Annotated in this window: 19 protein-coding genes and 1 pseudogene; 10 read left to right on the plus strand and 10 right to left on the minus strand. The window is 57.7% G+C overall.

What is annotated here, in order from left to right:
- Positions 1-31 precede the first annotated feature (31 nt).
- From prc to VZP09_RS11845, 3 genes and pseudogenes are all read right to left on the minus strand, one after another.
- Complete coding sequence (prc, locus tag VZP09_RS11835) at positions 32-2080, minus strand: carboxy terminal-processing peptidase (RefSeq protein ID WP_004145536.1); 2049 nt, start codon at positions 2078-2080, stop codon at positions 32-34.
- A gap of 19 nt (positions 2081-2099) precedes the next feature.
- A complete protein-coding gene (gene proQ, locus VZP09_RS11840; RefSeq protein ID WP_002911385.1) occupies positions 2100-2777 on the minus strand; it encodes an RNA chaperone ProQ in 678 nt (225 codons plus the stop codon).
- 81 nt (positions 2778-2858) lie between these two features.
- Positions 2859-3372, minus strand: a pseudogene (locus VZP09_RS11845) (GAF domain-containing protein).
- Positions 3373-3504: 132 nt separating this feature from the next.
- Between VZP09_RS11845 and yebS the strand changes: the two are divergent.
- From yebS to VZP09_RS11870, 5 genes are all read left to right on the plus strand, one after another.
- Positions 3505-4788, plus strand: coding sequence for a membrane integrity lipid transport subunit YebS (yebS, locus tag VZP09_RS11850; protein ID WP_002911387.1), 1284 nt, complete (start codon positions 3505-3507; stop codon positions 4786-4788).
- A complete protein-coding gene (locus VZP09_RS11855; RefSeq protein WP_328795161.1) occupies positions 4757-7390 on the plus strand; it encodes a PqiB family protein in 2634 nt (877 codons plus the stop codon). Before yebS ends, VZP09_RS11855 begins: the two co-directional genes overlap by 32 nt.
- A 123-nt stretch (positions 7391-7513) precedes the next feature.
- Positions 7514-8947, plus strand: a complete 1434-nt coding sequence (rsmF, locus tag VZP09_RS11860; RefSeq protein ID WP_032415191.1) for a 16S rRNA (cytosine(1407)-C(5))-methyltransferase RsmF — start codon at positions 7514-7516, stop codon at positions 8945-8947.
- Between the two features lie 115 nt (positions 8948-9062).
- Positions 9063-9302 carry a YebV family protein gene (locus VZP09_RS11865; RefSeq protein WP_002911393.1) on the plus strand — a complete coding sequence of 80 codons (240 nt, stop codon included), beginning with the start codon at positions 9063-9065 and terminating at the stop codon, positions 9300-9302.
- A 97-nt stretch (positions 9303-9399) separates the two neighbouring features.
- Positions 9400-9591 carry a YebW family protein gene (locus tag VZP09_RS11870; RefSeq protein WP_002911395.1) on the plus strand — a complete coding sequence of 64 codons (192 nt, stop codon included), beginning with the start codon at positions 9400-9402 and terminating at the stop codon, positions 9589-9591.
- Here the strand turns inward: VZP09_RS11870 and pphA are convergent.
- Positions 9588-10241 carry a protein-serine/threonine phosphatase gene (gene pphA, locus VZP09_RS11875; RefSeq protein WP_032415192.1) on the minus strand — a complete coding sequence of 218 codons (654 nt, stop codon included), beginning with the start codon at positions 10239-10241 and terminating at the stop codon, positions 9588-9590. The genes VZP09_RS11870 and pphA overlap by 4 nt on opposite strands.
- 156 nt (positions 10242-10397) lie before the next feature.
- Between pphA and VZP09_RS11880 the strand changes: the two genes are divergently transcribed.
- Complete coding sequence (locus VZP09_RS11880) at positions 10398-11366, plus strand: VirK/YbjX family protein (protein ID WP_004151446.1); 969 nt, start codon at positions 10398-10400, stop codon at positions 11364-11366.
- A 104-nt stretch (positions 11367-11470) separates the two neighbouring features.
- Positions 11471-11614, plus strand: coding sequence for an Ecr family regulatory small membrane protein (locus VZP09_RS11885; RefSeq protein WP_002911398.1), 144 nt, complete (start codon positions 11471-11473; stop codon positions 11612-11614).
- Positions 11615-12248: 634 nt separating this feature from the next.
- On the opposite strand, the gene VZP09_RS11890 is transcribed toward VZP09_RS11885, so the two are convergent.
- Genes VZP09_RS11890 through yobA form a run of 3 tightly spaced genes read right to left on the minus strand, consistent with a single transcriptional unit; the run spans position 12249 to position 13851 of the window.
- The gene (locus VZP09_RS11890) at positions 12249-12587 is read right to left on the minus strand and encodes a YebY family protein (protein WP_002911404.1); all 339 of its coding nucleotides are present in this window, start codon (positions 12585-12587) and stop codon (positions 12249-12251) included.
- 16 nt (positions 12588-12603) lie between these two features.
- Positions 12604-13473 (minus strand): copper homeostasis membrane protein CopD, encoded by an 870-nt coding sequence (copD, locus tag VZP09_RS11895; RefSeq protein ID WP_004175431.1) that lies wholly within the window; start codon positions 13471-13473, stop codon positions 12604-12606.
- A gap of 3 nt (positions 13474-13476) precedes the next feature.
- On the minus strand, positions 13477-13851 hold the full coding sequence (gene yobA, locus VZP09_RS11900) for a CopC domain-containing protein YobA (protein WP_004151448.1): 375 nt from the start codon (positions 13849-13851) through the stop codon (positions 13477-13479).
- A gap of 112 nt (positions 13852-13963) precedes the next feature.
- On the opposite strand from yobA, the gene VZP09_RS11905 reads away from it, so the two are divergent.
- Positions 13964-14194 (plus strand): DNA polymerase III subunit theta, encoded by a 231-nt coding sequence (locus tag VZP09_RS11905; protein ID WP_002911406.1) that lies wholly within the window; start codon positions 13964-13966, stop codon positions 14192-14194.
- A 78-nt stretch (positions 14195-14272) separates the two neighbouring features.
- Positions 14273-14932, plus strand: a complete 660-nt coding sequence (gene exoX, locus VZP09_RS11910) for an exodeoxyribonuclease X (protein ID WP_002911407.1) — start codon at positions 14273-14275, stop codon at positions 14930-14932.
- Between the two features lie 3 nt (positions 14933-14935).
- Here the strand turns inward: exoX and ptrB are convergent, their stop codons facing one another.
- The 3 genes from ptrB to VZP09_RS11925 form a co-directional block, all read right to left on the minus strand.
- The gene (gene ptrB / locus VZP09_RS11915) at positions 14936-16996 is read right to left on the minus strand and encodes an oligopeptidase B (RefSeq protein ID WP_004148850.1); all 2061 of its coding nucleotides are present in this window, start codon (positions 16994-16996) and stop codon (positions 14936-14938) included.
- Positions 16997-17116: 120 nt separating this feature from the next.
- Positions 17117-17776, minus strand: a complete 660-nt coding sequence (locus VZP09_RS11920) for a tellurite resistance TerB family protein (protein ID WP_004145550.1) — start codon at positions 17774-17776, stop codon at positions 17117-17119.
- A 139-nt stretch (positions 17777-17915) separates the two neighbouring features.
- Entirely contained in the window at positions 17916-18263 is a 348-nt protein-coding gene (locus VZP09_RS11925) for a YebG family protein (protein WP_004175424.1), read from the minus strand.
- A gap of 144 nt (positions 18264-18407) precedes the next feature.
- Between VZP09_RS11925 and purT the strand changes: the two genes are divergently transcribed.
- Positions 18408-19586 (plus strand): formate-dependent phosphoribosylglycinamide formyltransferase, encoded by a 1179-nt coding sequence (gene purT / locus VZP09_RS11930; protein ID WP_032415193.1) that lies wholly within the window; start codon positions 18408-18410, stop codon positions 19584-19586.
- Positions 19587-19590: the final 4 nt, after the last annotated feature.

The following is a 19590-nucleotide window of genomic DNA, read 5'->3' on the forward strand; positions in this document are numbered from 1 at the left end:
ACGGGCACCTCTCAGGGTGCCCGTTAGCAACTTATTTGCTGGCCGGCGGTTCCACCGCCGGGCGCGCTTTTTCCAGATGCGCCAGGTCTACCGCGATATGGACCGTTTCATCAAGATACGGATCCGGCTCCTGGTAATCCTTCGGCAGATCGTCCAGTTTTTTCAGCGGCGGCTTGCCTTCGCGTTTCAGGCGATCGTTAATCCGCGCCAGACGAATCGCATCATCTTCTTCGTTCTCTTTCTCACGCTGGGCATAGTTCAGAGAGACGATGTTACGTTTGTCCTTCATCGCGTTATAACGGGCAATATCCTTCATGATGTACTGGAATTCAGGATCCTGCGCAATACGCTCGTCGTGGCGCTTGAGCAGCTCCGGTCCAAACGGGGTCAGATCCCCGGACTTCACATAGGTGGCCGCGTTGATGCTATCCCACGGCAGCGCGTTGTCTTCATACTGCTCGCCGGTTTCGCGATCTTCATTGCCGGTTGGCATCATGATATCCGGCGTCACGCCTTTGCGCTGCGTACTGCCGCCGTTAATACGATAGAACTTCTGGATGGTGTACTGGACGGAACCCAACGCCGGCCACTCCGGACGCAGCATTTGATCGTAAATACGATTCAACGAGCGATACTGCTGTACCGTCCCTTTACCGAAGGTCGGTTCGCCAACGATCAGCGCGCGGCCATAGTCCTGCATCGCTGCGGCGAAGATCTCAGACGCCGAGGCGCTAAAGCGGTCAACCAGCACCACCAGCGGCCCTTTGTAATAAACCACGCCATCGTTGTCGCTGTCTTCGCGCACTTTGCCATTATTATCCCGCACCTGCACCACCGGACCGGACGGAATAAACAGACCCGAAAGCGATACCGCCTCTGTCAGCGCTCCGCCGCCGTTGCTGCGCAGGTCAATGATGATGCTGCTGACGTTCTGTTTTTCCAGCTTCTGCAGCTGCACTTTCACGTCATCGGTCAGGCCAACGTAAAAGCCTGGAATATCCAGCACGCCGACTTTTTCTTTCCCGACGGTTTTCACCGACATCTTCACCGCACGGTCTTCCAGACGAATGCGCTCGCGGGTCAGCGTTACAATACGCGTCTTGGCTCCTTTACCGGCCGGCAGGATTTCAAGACGAACCTTGCTGCCCTTCGGCCCTTTAATCAGCGCCACGACGTCATCCAGACGCCAGCCGATGACATCAACCATCGACTTCCCGGTCTGGCCAACGCCAACGATGCGATCGCCGACGCTGATCGCTTTGCTTTTCGCGGCTGGACCGCCCGCCACCAGCGAATTAATGACGGTATAGTCATCATCCATCTGCAGCACGGCGCCGATCCCCTCGAGTGAGAGGCTCATTTCGGTATTGAACTGCTCGGTATTACGCGGCGACAGATAATTTGTGTGCGGATCGATTTCGCGAGCGAAGGCGGTCATCGCCAGCGAGAAGACATCTTCGCTGTTGGTTTGCGCCAGGCGACGGATAGCAAACTTATAGCGACGGGTTAAGGTGTCGCGGATCTCTTTATCGTCTTTACCCGCCAGCTTCAGGCTTAACTGGTCAAACTTAACCTTAGCGTCCCACAGCTTGTTCAGCTCGGCCTCGTCTTTTGGCCACGGCGCTTTGGAGCGGTCAAGATTGAAATTATCATTGCCGGTAAAGTCCATCGGACGTTCAAGCACCTTCAGCGCATACTGATAGCGCTCGAAGCGGCGCTGCTGCCCCAGGTTGTAGAGGTCGTAAAAGACGTCCAGTTTCCCGCTGCGCAGCTCATCGCCAATTTGGTCTTTTTTAGCCGCAAACTTCGCCACATCGCTGGCCAGCAGCACATTGTGGCTGTAGTCCAGCAGGTTCAGGTAACGGTCAAAAATCTTTGCCGAGAAGGCGTTGTCGAGATCAAACTGACGGTAATGAGAGCGGGTAAAGCGCGACGTCACGCGCTCGCTTACCGTCGCGTGCTGCGGCTCTTCTTTCAGCACGGGGATTTGATCTGCGCGGGTTATGTCATCAACAGCGAATGCATGGCCTGCTATTGCCAGCAGGCCCGCAAGCGCGGTGATTTTAAAAAATGTGTTCATGCCTGGCCCGGCCTCCGTTTCAGAACACCAGGTGCTCTGCGCGTACAATCATTGACATACCAGAAGTCAGCTGTACACGAACGCCATCTTTGGTGATTTCCAGAACGGTGGCGTCCATGGCGTTATTGCCTGCTTTTACCTTCAGCGCCTGGCCGACGGTCAGAACGGAAACATCCGATACCGGAGTAAGACGCTCTTCACGCGGGGCTTTGGCCGCAACAGGACGCGGTTTACGCTGTTCAGCGCCTTCTTTACGACGCGGCTGCTGAGGACGCGGTTTACGCTCGCGGCGAACGCCTTCATCCTGCTGGCCTGCGGCCGCAGCGGCTTCGCGTTTTTTCGCCTGCTGGGCTGCGCGCTGCGCCTGAACGCGAGCTTTCGCTTCTTCCAGCTGCTGACGCGCATGGGCAATGTGCTGCTCTTCCAGTTCGCCGCACGGATTGCCATCCAGGTCAACGCGAATAGCGCCGGCTTTTACGCCGTACAGATAACGCCAGCTGGACGTGTAGAGACGTAATGCAGCGCGAAGCTGGGTCTTGCTGAGATTCATCTCACCACCCACTCGCTCAACGAGATCCTGAAAAATTCCGATTTTCAGGGGGCGCGCTTCACCTTCAGCGCTAAAGCACTGCGGGAAACGTTCGGCCAGAAAGGCGATAACTTCTTTACTGCTATTCAACTTAGGTTGATTTTCCATGAAATTTCCTGATTACAACGGACGTAGCCAACAAGCCGCAGGCATGAACAGGCGACATTATAATGACGTCCTCGCTAAATGCTACGTTATCCGTTGATTATCCCACGACACGGGTAAAGATTTTTTGATAATCCGTGGCCGCAATGAGTTTTTCCAGATGCTCGACCAGCGTGCGCAACCCCTGCTCATCTTCAGCGGTGAAGCGCCCGAAAGCCGGACTATCGATATCCAGCACGCCGATAATCTGGCCATTCACGCGCAGAGGGAAGACAATTTCCGAATTACTGGCGGCATCGCAGGCAATGTGGCCGTCAAAGGCGTGGACGTCCTCGACGCGCTGGACCTGAGCCTGCGCCACCGCCGCGCCGCATACGCCTCGCCCGACCGGGATCCGCACGCAGGCCAGTTTGCCCTGGAACGGTCCCAACACCAGGGTATCGCCTTCCAGAAGGTAGAAACCGGCCCAGTTGACCTCGCTCAGCCGCTCGAACAGCAGCGCGCTGGTATTGGCGATCATCGCCAGAAAACTGGTTTCACCTGCCATTAATGCCTGGAAATCGCGGTTCAGATCCGCGTAAAATTCTGTTTTGCTCATTATATCTTCACTTTGTTGTCTTACTGCCTGATACGTACAGCCTAATAAAATAAGCATTAAATGCGCTTGGGCTCAAGATGAATTCATTCATAGGTTAAGATAGTGAGATACATTCATTCCTGTACGTAATAAATGCCGATAAAAACACCCACCCTCAAACCTGCGAAAAAGATGGTCGTGCATACCGTCAGCACGCCGCTTCCCTATGCGCATTATCAGCGCTGTACGCAGTGTGACATGCTCTTCCGCTTACCGGTGCTCAAACGCAACCAAAGCGCCTGGTGTCCGCGCTGTAACGCGAAGGTGCGCGATGGTCGCGACTGGTCGCTGACCCGCCTGGGCAGCATGGCCCTCGCGATGCTATTGCTCATGCCTTTCGCCTGGTCTGAACCTCTGCTGCGCCTGCATCTGTTGGGCGTACGCATCGACGCCAACGTCCTGCAGGGGATCTGGCAGATGACCGCGCAGGGCGATCCGATTACCGCCGCCATGGTACTGTTTTGCGCGGTGGTCGCCCCGGTGCTGCTGGTGGTCTCCATCAGCTATCTCTGGCTGGGCAATGTGCTGGGGATGAACCTGCGGCCGGTGCTGCTGATGCTCGGCAAGCTTAAAGAGTGGGTGATGCTGGATATCTATCTGGTGGGCATCGGCGTCGCCTCCATCAAGGTGCAGGATTACGCCTTCCTGCAGCCGGGCATCGGTCTGGTGGCGTTTATCTCCCTGACGTTGTTGAGCATCCTGACGCTTATTCATATGAACGTCGAAGAGCTATGGGAGCGTTTCTATCCCGAGCGTCCGGCGACCCGCGCCGATAATAATCTGCAGGTGTGCACCGGCTGCCATTACACCGGCTATCGCGACGCGCGCGGCCGCTGCCGACGCTGCCACACGCCGCTGCATCATCGCCGACCGCAGAGCCTGCAGCGCAGCTGGGCGGCGCTGATTGCCTCGCTGGTTTTCCTCTTTCCGGCCAACCTGTTGCCAATCTCCATCATCTACGTCAACGGCGCGCGCCAGGACGACACGATCCTCTCGGGGATCATCTCCCTGGCCAGCAGCAATATCGCCATTGCCGGGGTCGTGTTTATCGCCAGTATTTTGGTGCCATTCACCAAAGTTATAGTGTTATTTACCCTGCTGCTCAGCATACAATTCAAGTGCGAGCAGGGATTGCGCACCCGCATCCTGCTGCTGCGGCTAATCACCTGGATTGGCCGTTGGTCGATGCTGGATCTGTTTGTTATCTCACTCACCATGTCGCTAATAAATCGCGATCAGCTCCTCGCCTTCACCATGGGGCCGGCTGCGGTTTACTTTGGCGGCGCGGTAATTTTAACTATTCTTGCAGTTGAATGGCTGGACAGCCGCTTACTTTGGGACGCACATGAGTCAGGAAACGCCCGCTTCGCAGACTGAAGCCAGAATAAAAACCAAACGCCGTATTTCGCCATTCTGGCTGCTGCCGGTCATCGCGTTGCTGATTGCCGCCTGGCTAATCTGGACCAGCTTTGACGATCGCGGATCGACGATTACGATTGATTTCCAGTCCGCGAACGGCATCGTGCCGGGACGGACGCCGATCCGCTATCAGGGGGTTGAAGTCGGCACCGTCCAGGATATTAGCCTCAGTAAAGATCTGAGTAAGATTGAGGTTTCGGCCAGCATCAAACGCGATATGAAAGATGCGCTGCGCAAAGAGACCCAGTTCTGGCTGGTCACGCCGAAAGCCTCTCTGGCCGGCGTATCGGGCCTCGATGCGCTGGTGGGCGGGAACTACATCGGCATGATGCCGGGCAAGGGTGAACCCGAAGATCACTTTGTCGCCCTCGACACCCAACCTAAATACCGCATCAACAACGGCGAGCTAATGATCCACCTGCAGGCGCCGGATCTTGGCTCTCTGAACAGCGGCTCGCTGGTCTACTTCCGAAAAATCCCGGTCGGGCGGGTGTATGACTATTCCCTGAATGCCAATAATCAGGGGGTGACCATCGATGTGCTAATTGAGCGCCGGTTTACCAATCTGGTGAAAAAAGGCAGCCGCTTCTGGAACGTCTCAGGCGTCAAGGCCGACGTCGGCCTGAGCGGGGCCAAAGTGCAACTGGAGAACCTGTCCGCGCTGGTGAACGGCGCCATCGCCTTTGACTCCCCCGCCGATTCGCATGTCGCCTCGCAAAACGATGAATATCACCTGTATGAAGATCTGGCGCATAGCCAGCGCGGCGTGGTAGTGACCCTCGATCTGCNTGATGGCGATGGACTGAAAGCGGGCTCGACGCCGCTCATGTATCAGGGGCTGGAGGTGGGCCAGTTAAGCAAACTGAATCTAAACCCCGGCGGCAAAGTTACTGGCGAGATGACCGTCGACCCGAGCGTGGTGACGCTGCTGCGGGAGAAAACGCTGATTCAGATGAAGAAGCCGAAGCTCTCCCTCGATAACCCCAGCATTAGCACCCTGCTCACCGGCAATACCTTTGAGCTGGTGCCCGGCGAAGGCGAGCCACGCAATCACTTCTCGGTAATGCCGGCGGATAAAGCGCTGCTGGATGAGCCCAACGTCGCCACCGTTACCCTCTCGGCGCCGGAGAGCTACGGCATCGACGGCGGTCAGCCGCTGGTGCTGCACGGAGTAAAAGTCGGCCAGGTGCTGGAGCGTAAACTGACGGCCAAAGGGGTAACCTTTCAGGTTGCCATTGACCCTGAATACCGCGATCTAATTCACGGCGACAGCAAATTTGTGGTTAACAGTCGTCTGGACGTCAAAGTGGGGCTCGACGGCGTGCAGGTGCTGGGCGCCAGCGCCAGCGAATGGGTGAAAGGCGGGATCAGGGTGATCCCCGGCGAAAAAGGCAAAATGCAAAGCAGCTATCCGCTGTACGCTAACCTTGAAAAGGCGCAGGAAAATAGCCTGAGCGAAGTGCCGACCACTACCCTGAGCCTGTCTGCTGAGACGCTGCCTGACGTTCAGGCCGGCTCGGTGGTGCTGTATCGTAAATTCGCCGTCGGCGAGATCATCGCCGTCAAACCGCGCAAGGATGCATTCGATATCGATCTGCATATCAAGCCGGAGTACCGCTACCTGCTGACCAACAACAGCGTCTTCTGGGCGGAAGGCGGTGCGAAGGTCAAGCTTGACGGTAACGGACTCACCGTGCAGGCCTCGCCGCTGGCGCGCGCGATCAAAGGGGCGATCAGTTTCGATAACCTCAATGGCAGCAGCGCCGGAGCACGGCTGAATAACAAACGTATCCTTTATGCATCTGAAACGGCGGCGCGCGCCGTGGGCGGCCAAATCACCCTGCACGCGTACGACGCCGGGAAGATGGCGGCCGGGATGCCGATTCGTTATCTCGGCATCGACATCGGTCAAATCCAGTCGCTGGAGCTAATCACCGCCAAAAACGAAGTGCAGGCGAAAGCGGTGCTCTATCCGGAATACGTCGGCACCTTCGCTCGCGCCGGGACCCGCTTCTCGGTGATCACTCCGCAAATCTCCGCCGCGGGCGTGGAACATCTCGACACCCTGTTCCAGGCCTACATCAACGTTGAGCCCGGCCGCGGCCCGGCACGACGCGATTTTGAGATCCAGGATACGACGATCAGCGATTCGCGTTATATCGACGGCCTGAACATCGTGGTGGAAGCGCCGGAGGCGGGGTCGCTTGGCATCGGTACGCCGGTCCTGTTCCGCGGACTGGAAGTCGGGACGGTTACCGGACTGTCGCTGGGGTCGATGTCTGACCGGGTGATGGTTAAGCTGCGCATCAGTAAGCGCTACCAGTACCTGGTACGTAATAACTCGGTGTTCTGGCTGGCCTCGGGTTACAGCCTCGACTTCGGCCTGATTGGCGGGGTGGTGAAAACCGGTACCTTCAATCAGTTTATCCGCGGCGGGATCGCCTTTGCCACGCCGCCGGGCACGCCGCTGGCGCCGAAGGCCCAGGATGGCAAGCACTTCCTGCTGCAGGAGAGCGAGCCGAAAGAGTGGCGGGAGTGGGGCACCGCTCTGCCGCAGTAATGCCCCCTTCTCCCGCCCCGGGCAACGCCTGGCGCGGGGAGAGGGTAAACCGCACGCCCCGGTGTCACGCGCCGGGGCGTTTGTGCTAAACTGCGCACCCTTTTTTTCTGTGGTGCGCTGCCCGTGGCTGAAAATACTGTCTATTTCCCTGAAGCGTTTCTCGCTCAAATGCGCGCGGCGATGCCAGCGCATCTCTCTTTCGACGACTTTATCGCCGCCTGTCAGCGCCCGCTACGCCGCAGTATTCGCGTCAATACGCTGAAGATTGGCGTCGATGATTTCCTCTCTCTGGTTGCCCCCTACGGCTGGCAACTCGCGCCGGTGCCTTGGTGCGCAGAAGGATTCTGGATCGAGCGAGAGGATGACGACGCGTTGCCGCTGGGCAGTACCGCCGAACATCTCAGCGGGCTGTTCTATATTCAGGAAGCCAGTTCGATGCTGCCGGTCGCCGCCCTGTTCGCCGATAACCGGCAGCCCGAACGGGTGATGGACGTTGCCGCCGCTCCGGGATCGAAAACCACCCAAATTGCAGCCCGAATGGGCAACGCGGGCGGCATTCTCGCCAATGAATTCTCCGCCAGCCGGGTGAAGGTGCTGCATGCCAACATCAGCCGCTGCGGCATCAGCAACGTCGCTCTGACCCACTTCGACGGCCGGGTTTTTGGCGCGGCCTTGCCCGAAACCTTCGATGCCATCCTGCTTGACGCCCCCTGCTCCGGCGAAGGGGTTGTACGTAAAGACGCCGACGCGCTGAAAAACTGGTCGCCGGAGAGCAACCTCGACATCGCCGCCACTCAGCGCGAGCTTATCGACAGCGCCTTCCATGCTCTGCGCCCTGGCGGGACGCTGGTGTATTCCACCTGCACCCTGAATCGTGAAGAAAATCAATCGGTCATTGAGTGGCTGCTGTCCCGCTATCCGCAGGCGGTTGAGATCCTGCCGCTGGGAGAGTTGTTTCCCGGCGCAGCCGACGCCTTAACCGCGGAAGGTTTTCTGCACGTTTTTCCGCAAATTTACGATTGCGAAGGCTTCTTTGTCGCGAGGTTGCGCAAAACTGCGGCGATCGATCCGCTCCCGGCGCCAGGCTATAAGGTCGGTAAATTCCCGTTTACGCCGCTGAAGGACCGGGAGGCCGCCGCGGTAACTGCCGCCGCCAGGGCTGTTGGCCTGGAGTGGGACGCAGGCCATACGCTGTGGCAGCGGGATAAAGAGCTGTGGCTGTTTCCGCTGGCTTTGGAGCCCCTGTTCGGCAAGGTGCGCTTTTCTCGCATCGGCGTGCGCCTGGCGGAGCTGCACAATAAGGGGTACCGCTGGCAGCATGAGGCGGTTATCGCCTTTGCCGCGCCGCAGCGCGCCTTCGAGCTGTCGCAGGAGGAAGCGGAGGAATGGTATCGCGGGCGCGACGTCTATCCGCAAACCGCGCCTGGGCAGGATGAAACCATTGTGACCTTCCAGGGCGTCCCGCTGGGCCTGGCGAAGCGCGTCGGCTCCCGACTGAAGAACAGCTATCCGCGCGAACTGGTGCGCGATGGAAAACTTTTTGCCGGCAAGGTGTGAGGCCGCGCAAAAAATGCGCACTTTTTGACTGGCGCTTTTCGCCCCATTGACTACGCTGAAAAATAACGGCCATAACTGGTCGTACCACAACTCAGCTGAAAAATGGGGTGAAGCGATGAGTAAAACCAATGTCCGCATCGGCGCGTTCGAAATAGACGATGCCGAACTGCACGGTGAGCATCAGGGTGAGCGAACGTTAAGCATACCCTGCAAATCCGATCCAGACTTATGTATGCAGCTTGACGCCTGGGATGCCGACACCAGCGTGCCCGCGATTCTCAATGGCGAACATTCCGTTCTCTACCGTAAACATTACGACCGCCAGTCCGATGCCTGGGTCATGCGCCTTGCCTGACACCAATGAACCCGTCGCCTGAGACGGGTTATTTATTTCCCCGTCCCGCCGTCATCCCCTACACTAAATAGTATGTGAACCCGAGCATGAGGCCAGGATGTTTGCCTTAGTGTTGTTTATTTGCTATCTGGATGGCGGCTGCGAGGACATTGTGGTAGACGTCTACCGCGAGGAAACGCAGTGCTTAGTGGCGATGGAGGATCAGCGGATCCGCCACGGTGGCTGCTACCCGATAGAAGATTTTATTGATGGCTTCTGGCAACCCGCCAGCGAATACAGCGACTTTTAGCCTGCCGACTGCAGCGCCACCAGCGTCAGCGCCCCACCAAACACAGCGCCCGTATCAATATAGTGTTGATTATCGTGGTCATAACGCGCCTGAAGCGGCGTATGGCCAAACCAGAAATGGTCTGCGCCGGCAATAGCGCCATGGCGCCCCGCCAGGTGTTCACTCAGACGATAGCGGCTCCATAGTACCCGTTGGGGATCCACCGGCTGCTGCCAGCGATAGACCGGCGCCGGGTAATCGGCGTGGGCGATCACATGCCGCGCTTTCCCGCATTCCACTTCAATAATCAACGGTAGCCGCCGACAGTGCGCCAGCAGCCGATCGACGTCGGCCCGCTGCCGCGCATCACCCTTGACGTACCAGTCGCCACCGTTCATCTGCCAGAGCCGCATATCTCCGCTCTCCAGCGCCTCCAGCGCCATCTGCTCATGATTCCCCCGAACGGCCCTGAACCAGCGACAGCGCAACAGGCCAAGACAATCGGCGCTCTGCGGCCCGCGATCGATCAGATCGCCCACCGAGATCAGCAGATCGGCCCAAGGATCAAAACGCAACTGACGCAGGCGATTCATCAGCAGCGCAAAGCAGCCATGCAGATCGCCCATCAGCCAGATATTACGCCAGTCGCTGCCGTTAATACGTTGATACATATAATTACCTCTCAGCGGTAATTATAGGTAATTCCAGCAAAGGTCCACGGAATTTAATTTACACCTCAATCAATTTTAAACAGACGGCAAATATAGTCCGCCAGAGGATTAAGCTTGTCAGTGGCTCGCTTTAAAATAGGGGGAAATCACAACGAGGTGTTTATCGTGACAGACAATAGCCTGCATTCATCCGGCGTGCTAGCGCCGCGCTCGCATCTTATTGCCGATCTGGTGATGGGCAGATTGACACCTGCCCCCATCTGGCGGCAAAAAAATTACCGCTTTAAGTTTTTGCTGCGCACGGCCTTATTTTATAACGCCACCAGAGCGATGCTGGAAGCGCTCAGCGCTCGGGATGATTTTAATCAGCTGCTGGCCGCACAGGCTACGCTGCCGGGCAAAGTACACCGTCAATATCTGACCCGCGATCTCAACGCCTGGCAGCGGGCGGTGGCGGTAATCAACCATTATCGCTATATCGACACCCTACGCGGATCGCGGCTGGCGCACGCTATGACCGCGGTGTCTGAGGTCCCGCTGCTGACGTTAAACGGAAAAGAGGACCGCCGGTTTACTCTTTATGCCTCCTCGGCAGGCAAAGCCGAACGTGAGGGTGAAACCACTCTGTGGCTGCGCGACAGCGACCACACCCTGCTGGCCAGCGCCACCTTCAGCGTAACCCGTGATCACGATGCCTGGCAGCTGGTTATCGGCGGTCTGCAGGGGCCACGACGTCACGTTTCTCATGAGGTGATTAAGCAGGCGACTCGCGCCTGCTACGGCCTGTTTCCGAAGCGCCTGCTGCTGGAGTTTATCTGGCAGCTGGCCGCTCGCAGCCAAATCGCGGCTATTTACGGCGTCAGCGATAACGGTCACGTGTTCCGCGCCCTGCGCTATCGCCTGAGCAAAGGCCGCCATTTCCACGCCAGCTACGACGAGTTCTGGCAGTCTATCGACGGCCAGCCGGAAAGCCCATGGCGCTGGCGGCTACCGCTATGTCTGGAAAGAAAATCGCTGGAGAGTATCGCCAGTAAAAAACGGGCTGAATATCGGCGGCGATTCCAGCTGCTGGATCAGCTGACGGAGCAGGTGGCAATATTGACGCAGCGGCATGCCGGTGACTAAATTGCACTGTCGGTGAAGCCGAATTACAACATGGCGTTTGCTTATTATGTCAATATTTCGCTACTATCAGGGTCCCCGAAGGCCACCGGATAGTCGCTTGCATAATGAGTAAAACCGAAATTTTTCTGCTGATTATTCTGGCGGTCATTCTGCTCGGGAGCATATGGTTTATTTTCAGCGATGAAATTTGGCTATTGCTCTGCTATCTGGAAAGCCAGATATACCCTACATTCAGCGTTCCGCAATAATATTTTCCGCCCGCAAAAGTGCTCGTCTTATTATTTATGCCACCTCGTCAGCCGGCGAGGTGTAATCGCATGAATTGCCAAATCGTTTAGATTTTGCTTATTTTATTTATCATACAAATATGTATACTAGCAGGCTTCCGATGTTGGCCCGCCAGTTAACCTGCACGCCGGGCCTGTTTAGGTGCAGGTTTTTTCTTTTCTCCGCCCTCGTTTACGGTTCCACCGTTGCCACCTCCCCTTCCACAGGATGCGATTTATGTGTAAATGAATTGTGTATGCTAAAAACGGTGTGCTATAACGGGACATCCAGAGGCCAGCGGGTGTTTGACTGACAGGATGTCGCTGGCTCTTGGGAAAGAAGACAGATAAAGATAAAAAGAGACCGAATACGATTCCTGTATTCGGTCCAGGGAAATGGCTCTTGGGAGAGAGCCGTGCGCTAAAAGTTGGCATTAATGCAGGCTAAGTCGCCTTGCACTATAAGAATAGTTTAACGCGTCAGCTTTTCCAGTCCGCGGCCAAAGTGGCTGCATAATTCCTGGAAAGGGGGCCTCTGCCAGCGAAAAAACCGCCACTGCCGTTGTCCGGCAAGGGCGGTTTTTTTGATGTTATTACAGCAGGATAGCGAGAAAGTTTAGCAGAGCTTCTGCGCTCGCTCGATAAAGGGCGCGAGGCTCATTTTTTGTCCCGGATGCTGCGGATCGTCGATCTGGATCACTGAGATCGGCTGCGCGGTGGTTTTGCCGGCTTTGACCTGCTGCTCAGCCACCTCATTGAGCGGATACTGGACCAGCGTGCTCGGGTTGATGGCGTAAAGCGCGTTACCCGGTCGACAGGTCAACATGACCTCTTCCCGGTTGAACGCCCAGCTCTCCTTCCCCACCTCAAAACGGCTCACGGTGATAATTTGTGGCGCTGCCAGAGCAGCCCCGGAGCTTGCCAGTAACAACATGGTCAGAACAATTTTTTTCATGATTTTGCCAGTTAATTCAATAAGGTTCCCAGGTGGCAAACAGACTGACGGCCAGCAGCGCCAGCGCGCCGAGCCCTATTTCAGCCTGCGTGGTTCGCAGGATCAGGCTTTCCGCCCGCGAACCGCTTGCCGACATGCGCGGTACCAGAACATACCTGTTCACTAACGCAATTACCACCATCCCGGCGACCAGCGCACATTTGATCAACAACATGCGTCCCCACGGCGATGCGCCAATCAATCCTCCCTGGATCAACAGCGCATTGAGCGCTCCGCTGGCAATCGTGCCGGCGACGGCCAGATGCCCGTAACGTGAAAAGCGCGCCATGGTATAGACCGCGGCCGGCCGCCAGCGCCCCTGCGCCAGGCGCAGGCAATAGATAAAGGGCAACAGACCGCCAAACCAGCTGGCGACGCAGAAGAGATGCACAGCGTGGTTTGTCCGCTGCAGCACGCCGGTGAGACCATCGTGCATAGCGGCGTGCCCTACCCCGGCGGAAAGCAGCAGCTGTGCCGCCAGCAGGGCCACCAGCTGGCGGGCGCCGTGACGGGGACGGATCCACACTACCGCAAGCGCGATCCACGCCAGTAGGATCTGCCAGATCCACACTCCACCAAAGCGGGTCCCGGCCACCGCCTGCCAGACGGCGGGTCGCCAGACATCCGTCCAGCCCTCGCCCATCATTCCTCCCTGCAGGAGATACAGCGCCAGCGTAGAGATCGCGCCGATCAGCAGCAGCGGGCGCAGTAGTGGATAAAAGCGCAGCATCAGCACGCGTCTCAGCGGTACCGGCGCCCACCAGGCGCCATATAGCACGCAGCCAAAAGCCAGCATCAGGGAGATAAAGTGCCCAAAGCGCAGGGTAATATAGAGCCCGGTCAGCATCGCTTACTTCACGCTAAAGGTATATTGCCCTTTGGTTTTATGACCATCCACCGAGACCACATGCCATGCCACGGTGTACTCTCCCGGCGGCAAGGCTTCCGCCAAAGGTAACGTGACCTCGGCCGGATTATCGGCGCTGCGGGTCAGTTTTCCGGTAGCCACCGCATGCTGCTGCGGACCGGTGACGGTCACGCCGCTGAATGCGGGTTCAATACCTTCGGAAAAACTGAGCGTCAACGTCTGTGGGGAAGCTGAAAGCTGCGCCCCGGCGGTCGGGATCTGCTGCTGCAGGTGAGCGTGGGCGAAGGCGCCCGCCGCGGTTAACATCCCGGCAAGCGCAACGGAGAGACGCAACGCGCGTCCAGCAAGAAGTCGCATATTCGTCATTCCCTTTTGTTATGTCTGTAGCACAGAGAATAACCCTGTATAATGCCAGAGTCGAGCCAGGCATCTGGCCCTGACCGGATTTATAAGCAGAGTGGAGTGGATGATGGAAAGAAATCTGGCCAAAATTTCGCAAGATGAGATGGATAAAGTCAATGTCGATCTCGCCGCCGCCGGCGTTGCTTTTAAGGAACGGTACAATATGCCGGTGGTCGCTGATTTAGTCGAGCGTGAACAGCCTGCACATCTGCGCGACTGGTTCCGTGAACGACTGATCGCCCATCGGCTGGCCTCCGTCTCCCTTTCGCGACTACCGTGGGAGCCGAAACAGAAATAATGCGCGCTCGCCTCCTCCCCGTCGGTTGGCAAGCCCGGCCAATTCCATTACGCTTATTGTTTTGCTCTGGAGCGAGCCATGCTGCGCGTCATTGATACCGAAACCTGCGGCCTGCAGGGGGGCATCGTTGAAATCGCCTCGGTCGATATAGTCGACGGGCAAATTACCAATCCCATGAGCCATCTGGTGCGTCCCGATCGGCCCATCAGCCCGCAGGCGATGGCTATCCACCGGATCACGGAAGAGATGGTCGCCGATAAGCCGTGGATTGAGGAGATTATTCCGCACTATCATGGCAGCCCGTGGTACGTCGCGCATAACGCCAGCTTCGATCGCCGGGTGTTGCCGGAGATGCACGGCGAGTGGATCTGTACGATGAAGCTGGCCCGACGCCTGTGGCCGGGAATCAAATACAGCAATATGGGGTTATATAAGTCACGTAAGCTGAACGTGACTACGCCGCCGGGACTGCATCACCACCGGGCGCTGTATGACTGCTATATCACCGCCGCGCTGCTGCTGGATATCATCAATGTTTCCGGCTGGACCCCTGACGAAATGGCCGATATCACCGGTCGGCCGGCGCTGCTGACTACTTTTACCTTCGGCAAATACCGGGGTAAGGCCGTCGCCGAGATTGCTGAAAACGATCCAGGCTATCTGCGCTGGTTATTCAACAATCTCGACCGCATGAGCCCCGAACTGCGCCTGACGCTCAGGCATTACCTCGGGGAATAGCGCCTACACTGCCGCTTTTCCCGGCAGTGTCCCCTGCGCCAGGGCGATGAAAAAGGCGTACTCCAGCGCCACCCCTTCATAGCTTTTAAAGCGCCCGGATTTTCCGCCGTGTCCGGAATCCATATCGGTGCAGAGCAGCAGCAGGTTATCGTCGGTTTTTAGTTCCCGCAGTTTCGCCACCCATTTAGCCGGCTCCCAGTATTGCACCTGGGAATCATGCAGACCGGTAGTCACCAGCATGTGGGGATACGCCTGCGCCCTCACGCCGTCATAGGGACTGTAGCTTTTCATATAGTGATAATAGGTTTCATCCTGCGGATTTCCCCACTCTTCAAATTCACCGGTGGTCAGCGGAATAGTTTCATCCAGCATGGTGGTCACCACATCGACGAACGGCACCTGGGCTATCACGCCATGGAACAGCTCTGGCCGTTCATTCACGGCCACGCCCATCAGCATTCCGCCGGCGCTGCCCCCCATGCCGTAGCAGAGCCGCGGATCGCCGTACCCCTGGGCAAGCAGCGCGTCACAGACGTCCAGATAGTCGTTGAAGGTATTTTTCTTACACAGGAATTTACCGTCTTCATACCATTGCTGACCCAGTTCGCCGCCGCCGCGGACGTGGGCGATGGCGTAGACAAAGCCGCGGTTGAGCAGGCTCAGCCGGCTGGCGCTGAAATCGGCATCGATACTCTCGCCATATGAGCCATAGCCATAGACCAGCAGCGGGTTGCTCCCTTGGCGAAAATGTTCGCGATGGTAGACCAGAGAGACCGGGACTTCGACGCCATCGCGGGCGGTCACCCACAGGTGTTCGCTCTGGTAGCAGCTCGTATCCAGCCCCTTTACCTCCTGCTGTTTGATCACTCTTCGTTCGCCGGTATCCATATCCAGTTCAAACAGCGTATCCGGCGTAGTCATGGAGGAATAGCCGTAGCGCAGTCGCGACGTTTCGGGCTCCGGATTATAGGCAAGCCAGGTGACATAGGCCGGATCGTCAAAAGCGATCCCCACCACCTCCCGGGTCTTGCGGTTAATTTGCCGCAGACTGGTCAGGCCACGCTGACGCTCTTCCACAACCAGCCAGTCGGTAAACAGGGTAAATCCTTCGAGCATCACGTCGTGACGCGGGGGGATCAGCGTGGTCCACTGTTCTTCATCACGCAGCACGGTACGGTAGAGGCCGAAATTCTTCCCCTCCCGGTTGGAACGAAGATAGAAAGCGTGCTGATAGTGATCAAGACTGTATTCATGATCTTTACGCCGTGGCAGAAAGCAGACCGGCTCGGCGTCTGGCAGTTCGGCGTTGAGCAGCAGCACTTCGCTGGTGGTGGCGCTGGAGAGATAAATTACCACGAACTGCTGGGAGGTGGTTTTATGCACGCTGACGTAGAAGGTCTCATCTTTTTCCTCGTAGACCAGCGCGTCGCTCTGCGCCGGTGTCCCGACGGTGTGGCGCCAGACCTGATAAGGGAGCAGCGTGGTGGGATGTTTACGCACATACCAAACAAAGCGTGAATCGTTGCTCCAGGCAAAGCCGGAGGTGACATTTTCGAGGATTTCCGGGTACCACTCGCCGTTGCTGAGGTCGCAAAAGCGCAGGCCGTACTGGCGGCGGGAAAGGTAATCTTCCGCCACCGCCATTAGCTGGTTGTTGGGCGCAATGCCCAGTCCGCCCAGGGTGTAGAACTCGCTCTTCGCCGCCCGCTGGTTGGCATCGAGCAGGATCTCCCACTCATCCCACTCTTCTTTCAGCACCGACTGCCGCTGGTAGATAGCGTATTCGCAGCCCGGCTCATACACCTGACGGTAGCGAAAGCCGTTTTTACTGTAGGGGGCAGAGACTTCCCGCTGCGGAATGCGGTCGATAATCTCCTTCAGCAGACGCTCCTGCAGGCTGAGCTGCGAATCCATCACTTGCTTGCCGTAAGCGTTCTCCGCGTGCAGATACTCCAGCACGTCAGGTCGCGCGCGCTCATCGTCGCGCAGCCAGTAATAATTATCGATGCGTGTATCGCCATGCAAGGTCATTGCGTGAGGGATCCGTTTAGCTTTAGGTGGCATGTTATTCTTCTGCTGCTTTATCGTGACACAAGAGCATTCAGGGCGCAGGGTGGCGCCTGAATGATGACGTGTCTATAAGGGTGGCAAAAGACGCGAGCGATGCAAGCGAAACGTGATGATTTAGACGCTTAGCGCTTGTTTTTGTGACTGGATATCCTGTTCTATATCGGCCCGGACATCTTTCGGCAGCGCCAGGGCGTCTCCCAGCGCATTAAGATAGCTACGCTCCATAAAATGGTCGATATCAATCACCGCGCAGCTGACGTAGTAGATCTCCAGCGCCTCCTGCGGGTCGATGATGCCCTCGGCGAGACGCTGCGGATCCAGCGGCTGGGCCAGCGCCTGGTCAATTAGCACCCGGGCCTGAACGTCAATATTGGCCGCCCGCAGCTGAGTTTCAATATTCGCCCGCTCGTGGTCATCAATATGACCGTCGCTTTTCGCGGCAAATACCAGGGCCGTGATCAGCCGGACGCTGCGCGGATCGACATCCGTCGGCGCCGCTGCCGTCTCAGGCGCCTGGGCGGACGTATTCTGCGCGCGCATTTTCTGCTGATACTTGTTCCATAACACCGTGCCCGCCACCGCCCCGCCGCCTGCCAGCAGCGCGCTAGTGCCATATTTCGCCAACAATTTGCGTGACGATTTGCTGGCCACCAGCAATCCGGCCAGCCCACCGATGGCGCCGGGCAGCAGGCCGCTCCCTTTTGACGACTCGCCGGACGGTGACGCACCCTGCTGCCCGAGCAGCGACTGCAGTTGATGTAGCCAGTTAGCCATGGTTTTCCTCTCAGGTGACAAACACTGTTATCAGCCTAAACGACGCGATGTCAGGAAATGTTAGATATGGCTAAAGATGCGCAAAGGTACGTGCGACGGCAGCATCGGAGCCGACCGACCAGTGACTGACCGCCAGCGTTCAGGCTGCCTTGGCTTTGCGCGCTTTTGCCGCCGGCACGGCGTCATCACCCGCCGGAGAAGTCTCGGCGGTAGCCGACGGCGCGGAGGCGTCCTGTGCGGGCGTCTCTTGCTCCGGCAGTCGGCCAACTCGCAGGATATGCTGCAGCGCTTCTTTACGCTCCGCCAGCCACATCGCCATGGTATCGCGCTGGACGTCATCCATCTCCAGCGGCGATGCCACCAGCCAGTCATTCAGCACCTCTGCCAGATCGAGCATTTTGTCGTAAGCGTCGGCCTCTTTTTTGCTGGCAAAAGACATTTTTTCCTCACCTTCGCGGATCACCACATATTTAATTTCAACCGCCATACTGCAGCCTCTCAACACTGTATTTTTATACAGTATAGCAAATTTCCCTCCCGGACTCAACTCACGCGCGTTACGCGCGTAAAGACATACGCAAACGTTTTCGTTTATAATCGCTGCCATCTTTTTTTACTGCGGATGAGAGTTATGACTGTATTAGGCACCGCGCTGCGCCCGGCAGCCACCAAAGTTATGCTGTTAGGTTCCGGCGAGTTGGGTAAAGAAGTCGCTATTGAATGTCAGCGTCTGGGCATTGAAACCATCGCCGTAGACCGCTACCCCGATGCCCCGGCGATGCAGGTCGCCCACCGCGCCCATGTCATCAATATGCTGCATGGCGAGAGCCTGCGCGCCCTGATTGAACAGGAAAAACCCGATTACATCGTGCCGGAGATCGAAGCTATCGCTACCGACACCCTGGTCGAACTGGAACAGGCCGGGCAGAAAGTGGTCCCCACGGCGCGGGCGGCAAAGCTCACCATGAACCGCGAAGGCATTCGCCGCCTGGCGGCGGAAGAGCTGCAGCTTCCCACCTCCCGCTATCGTTTTGCCGACAGCGAAGAAGGCTTCCGCGCGGCGGTTACCGAGATCGGTTTGCCATGCATCGTTAAACCGGTGATGAGCTCCTCCGGCAAAGGCCAGAGCTTTATCCGCTCGGCTGACCAGCTCAGCGAAGCCTGGCGCTATGCGCAGCAGGGCGGCCGCGCTGGCGCCGGACGGGTGATCGTCGAGAGGGTGGTGAACTTCGATTTCGAAATCACCCTGCTCACCGTCAGCGCTGTCGATGGCGTGCATTTCTGCGCTCCGGTTGGTCATCGTCAGGAAGACGGCGACTACCGCGAGTCCTGGCAGCCGCAGCAGATGAGCGACCTGGCCCTCGAGCGTGCCCAGACCATCGCCCGCAAGGTGGTGCTGGCGCTGGGAGGTTATGGTTTGTTTGGCGTGGAGCTGTTCGTATGCGGCGACGAGGTGATCTTCAGCGAAGTCTCCCCGCGACCACACGACACCGGGATGGTGACGCTTATCTCCCAGGATCTCTCGGAATTCGCCCTGCACGTTCGCTCCTTCCTCGGGCTACCTGTCGGCGCTATCCGCCAGTATGGCCCGGCCGCCTCCGCGGTGATCCTTCCGCAGTTGTCCAGCCAGAACGTCAGCTTTGGCCAGCTGCAGTCGGCCGTCGGGGCTGGCCTGCAGCTGCGTCTGTTCGGCAAGCCGGAGATTGACGGTACCCGCCGCCTGGGGGTAACCCTCGCCGTCGCCGATTCGGTTGAGGAGGCCGTGGCGCGGGCTAAAGCCGCNGCCGCGGCGGTCATCGTCGAAGGGTAAAGAC

Origin of the sequence: Klebsiella sp. EMBS2024, assembly GCF_036233805.1 — a bacterium.
GTDB classification, from domain to species: Bacteria; Pseudomonadota; Gammaproteobacteria; order Enterobacterales; family Enterobacteriaceae; genus Klebsiella; species Klebsiella pneumoniae.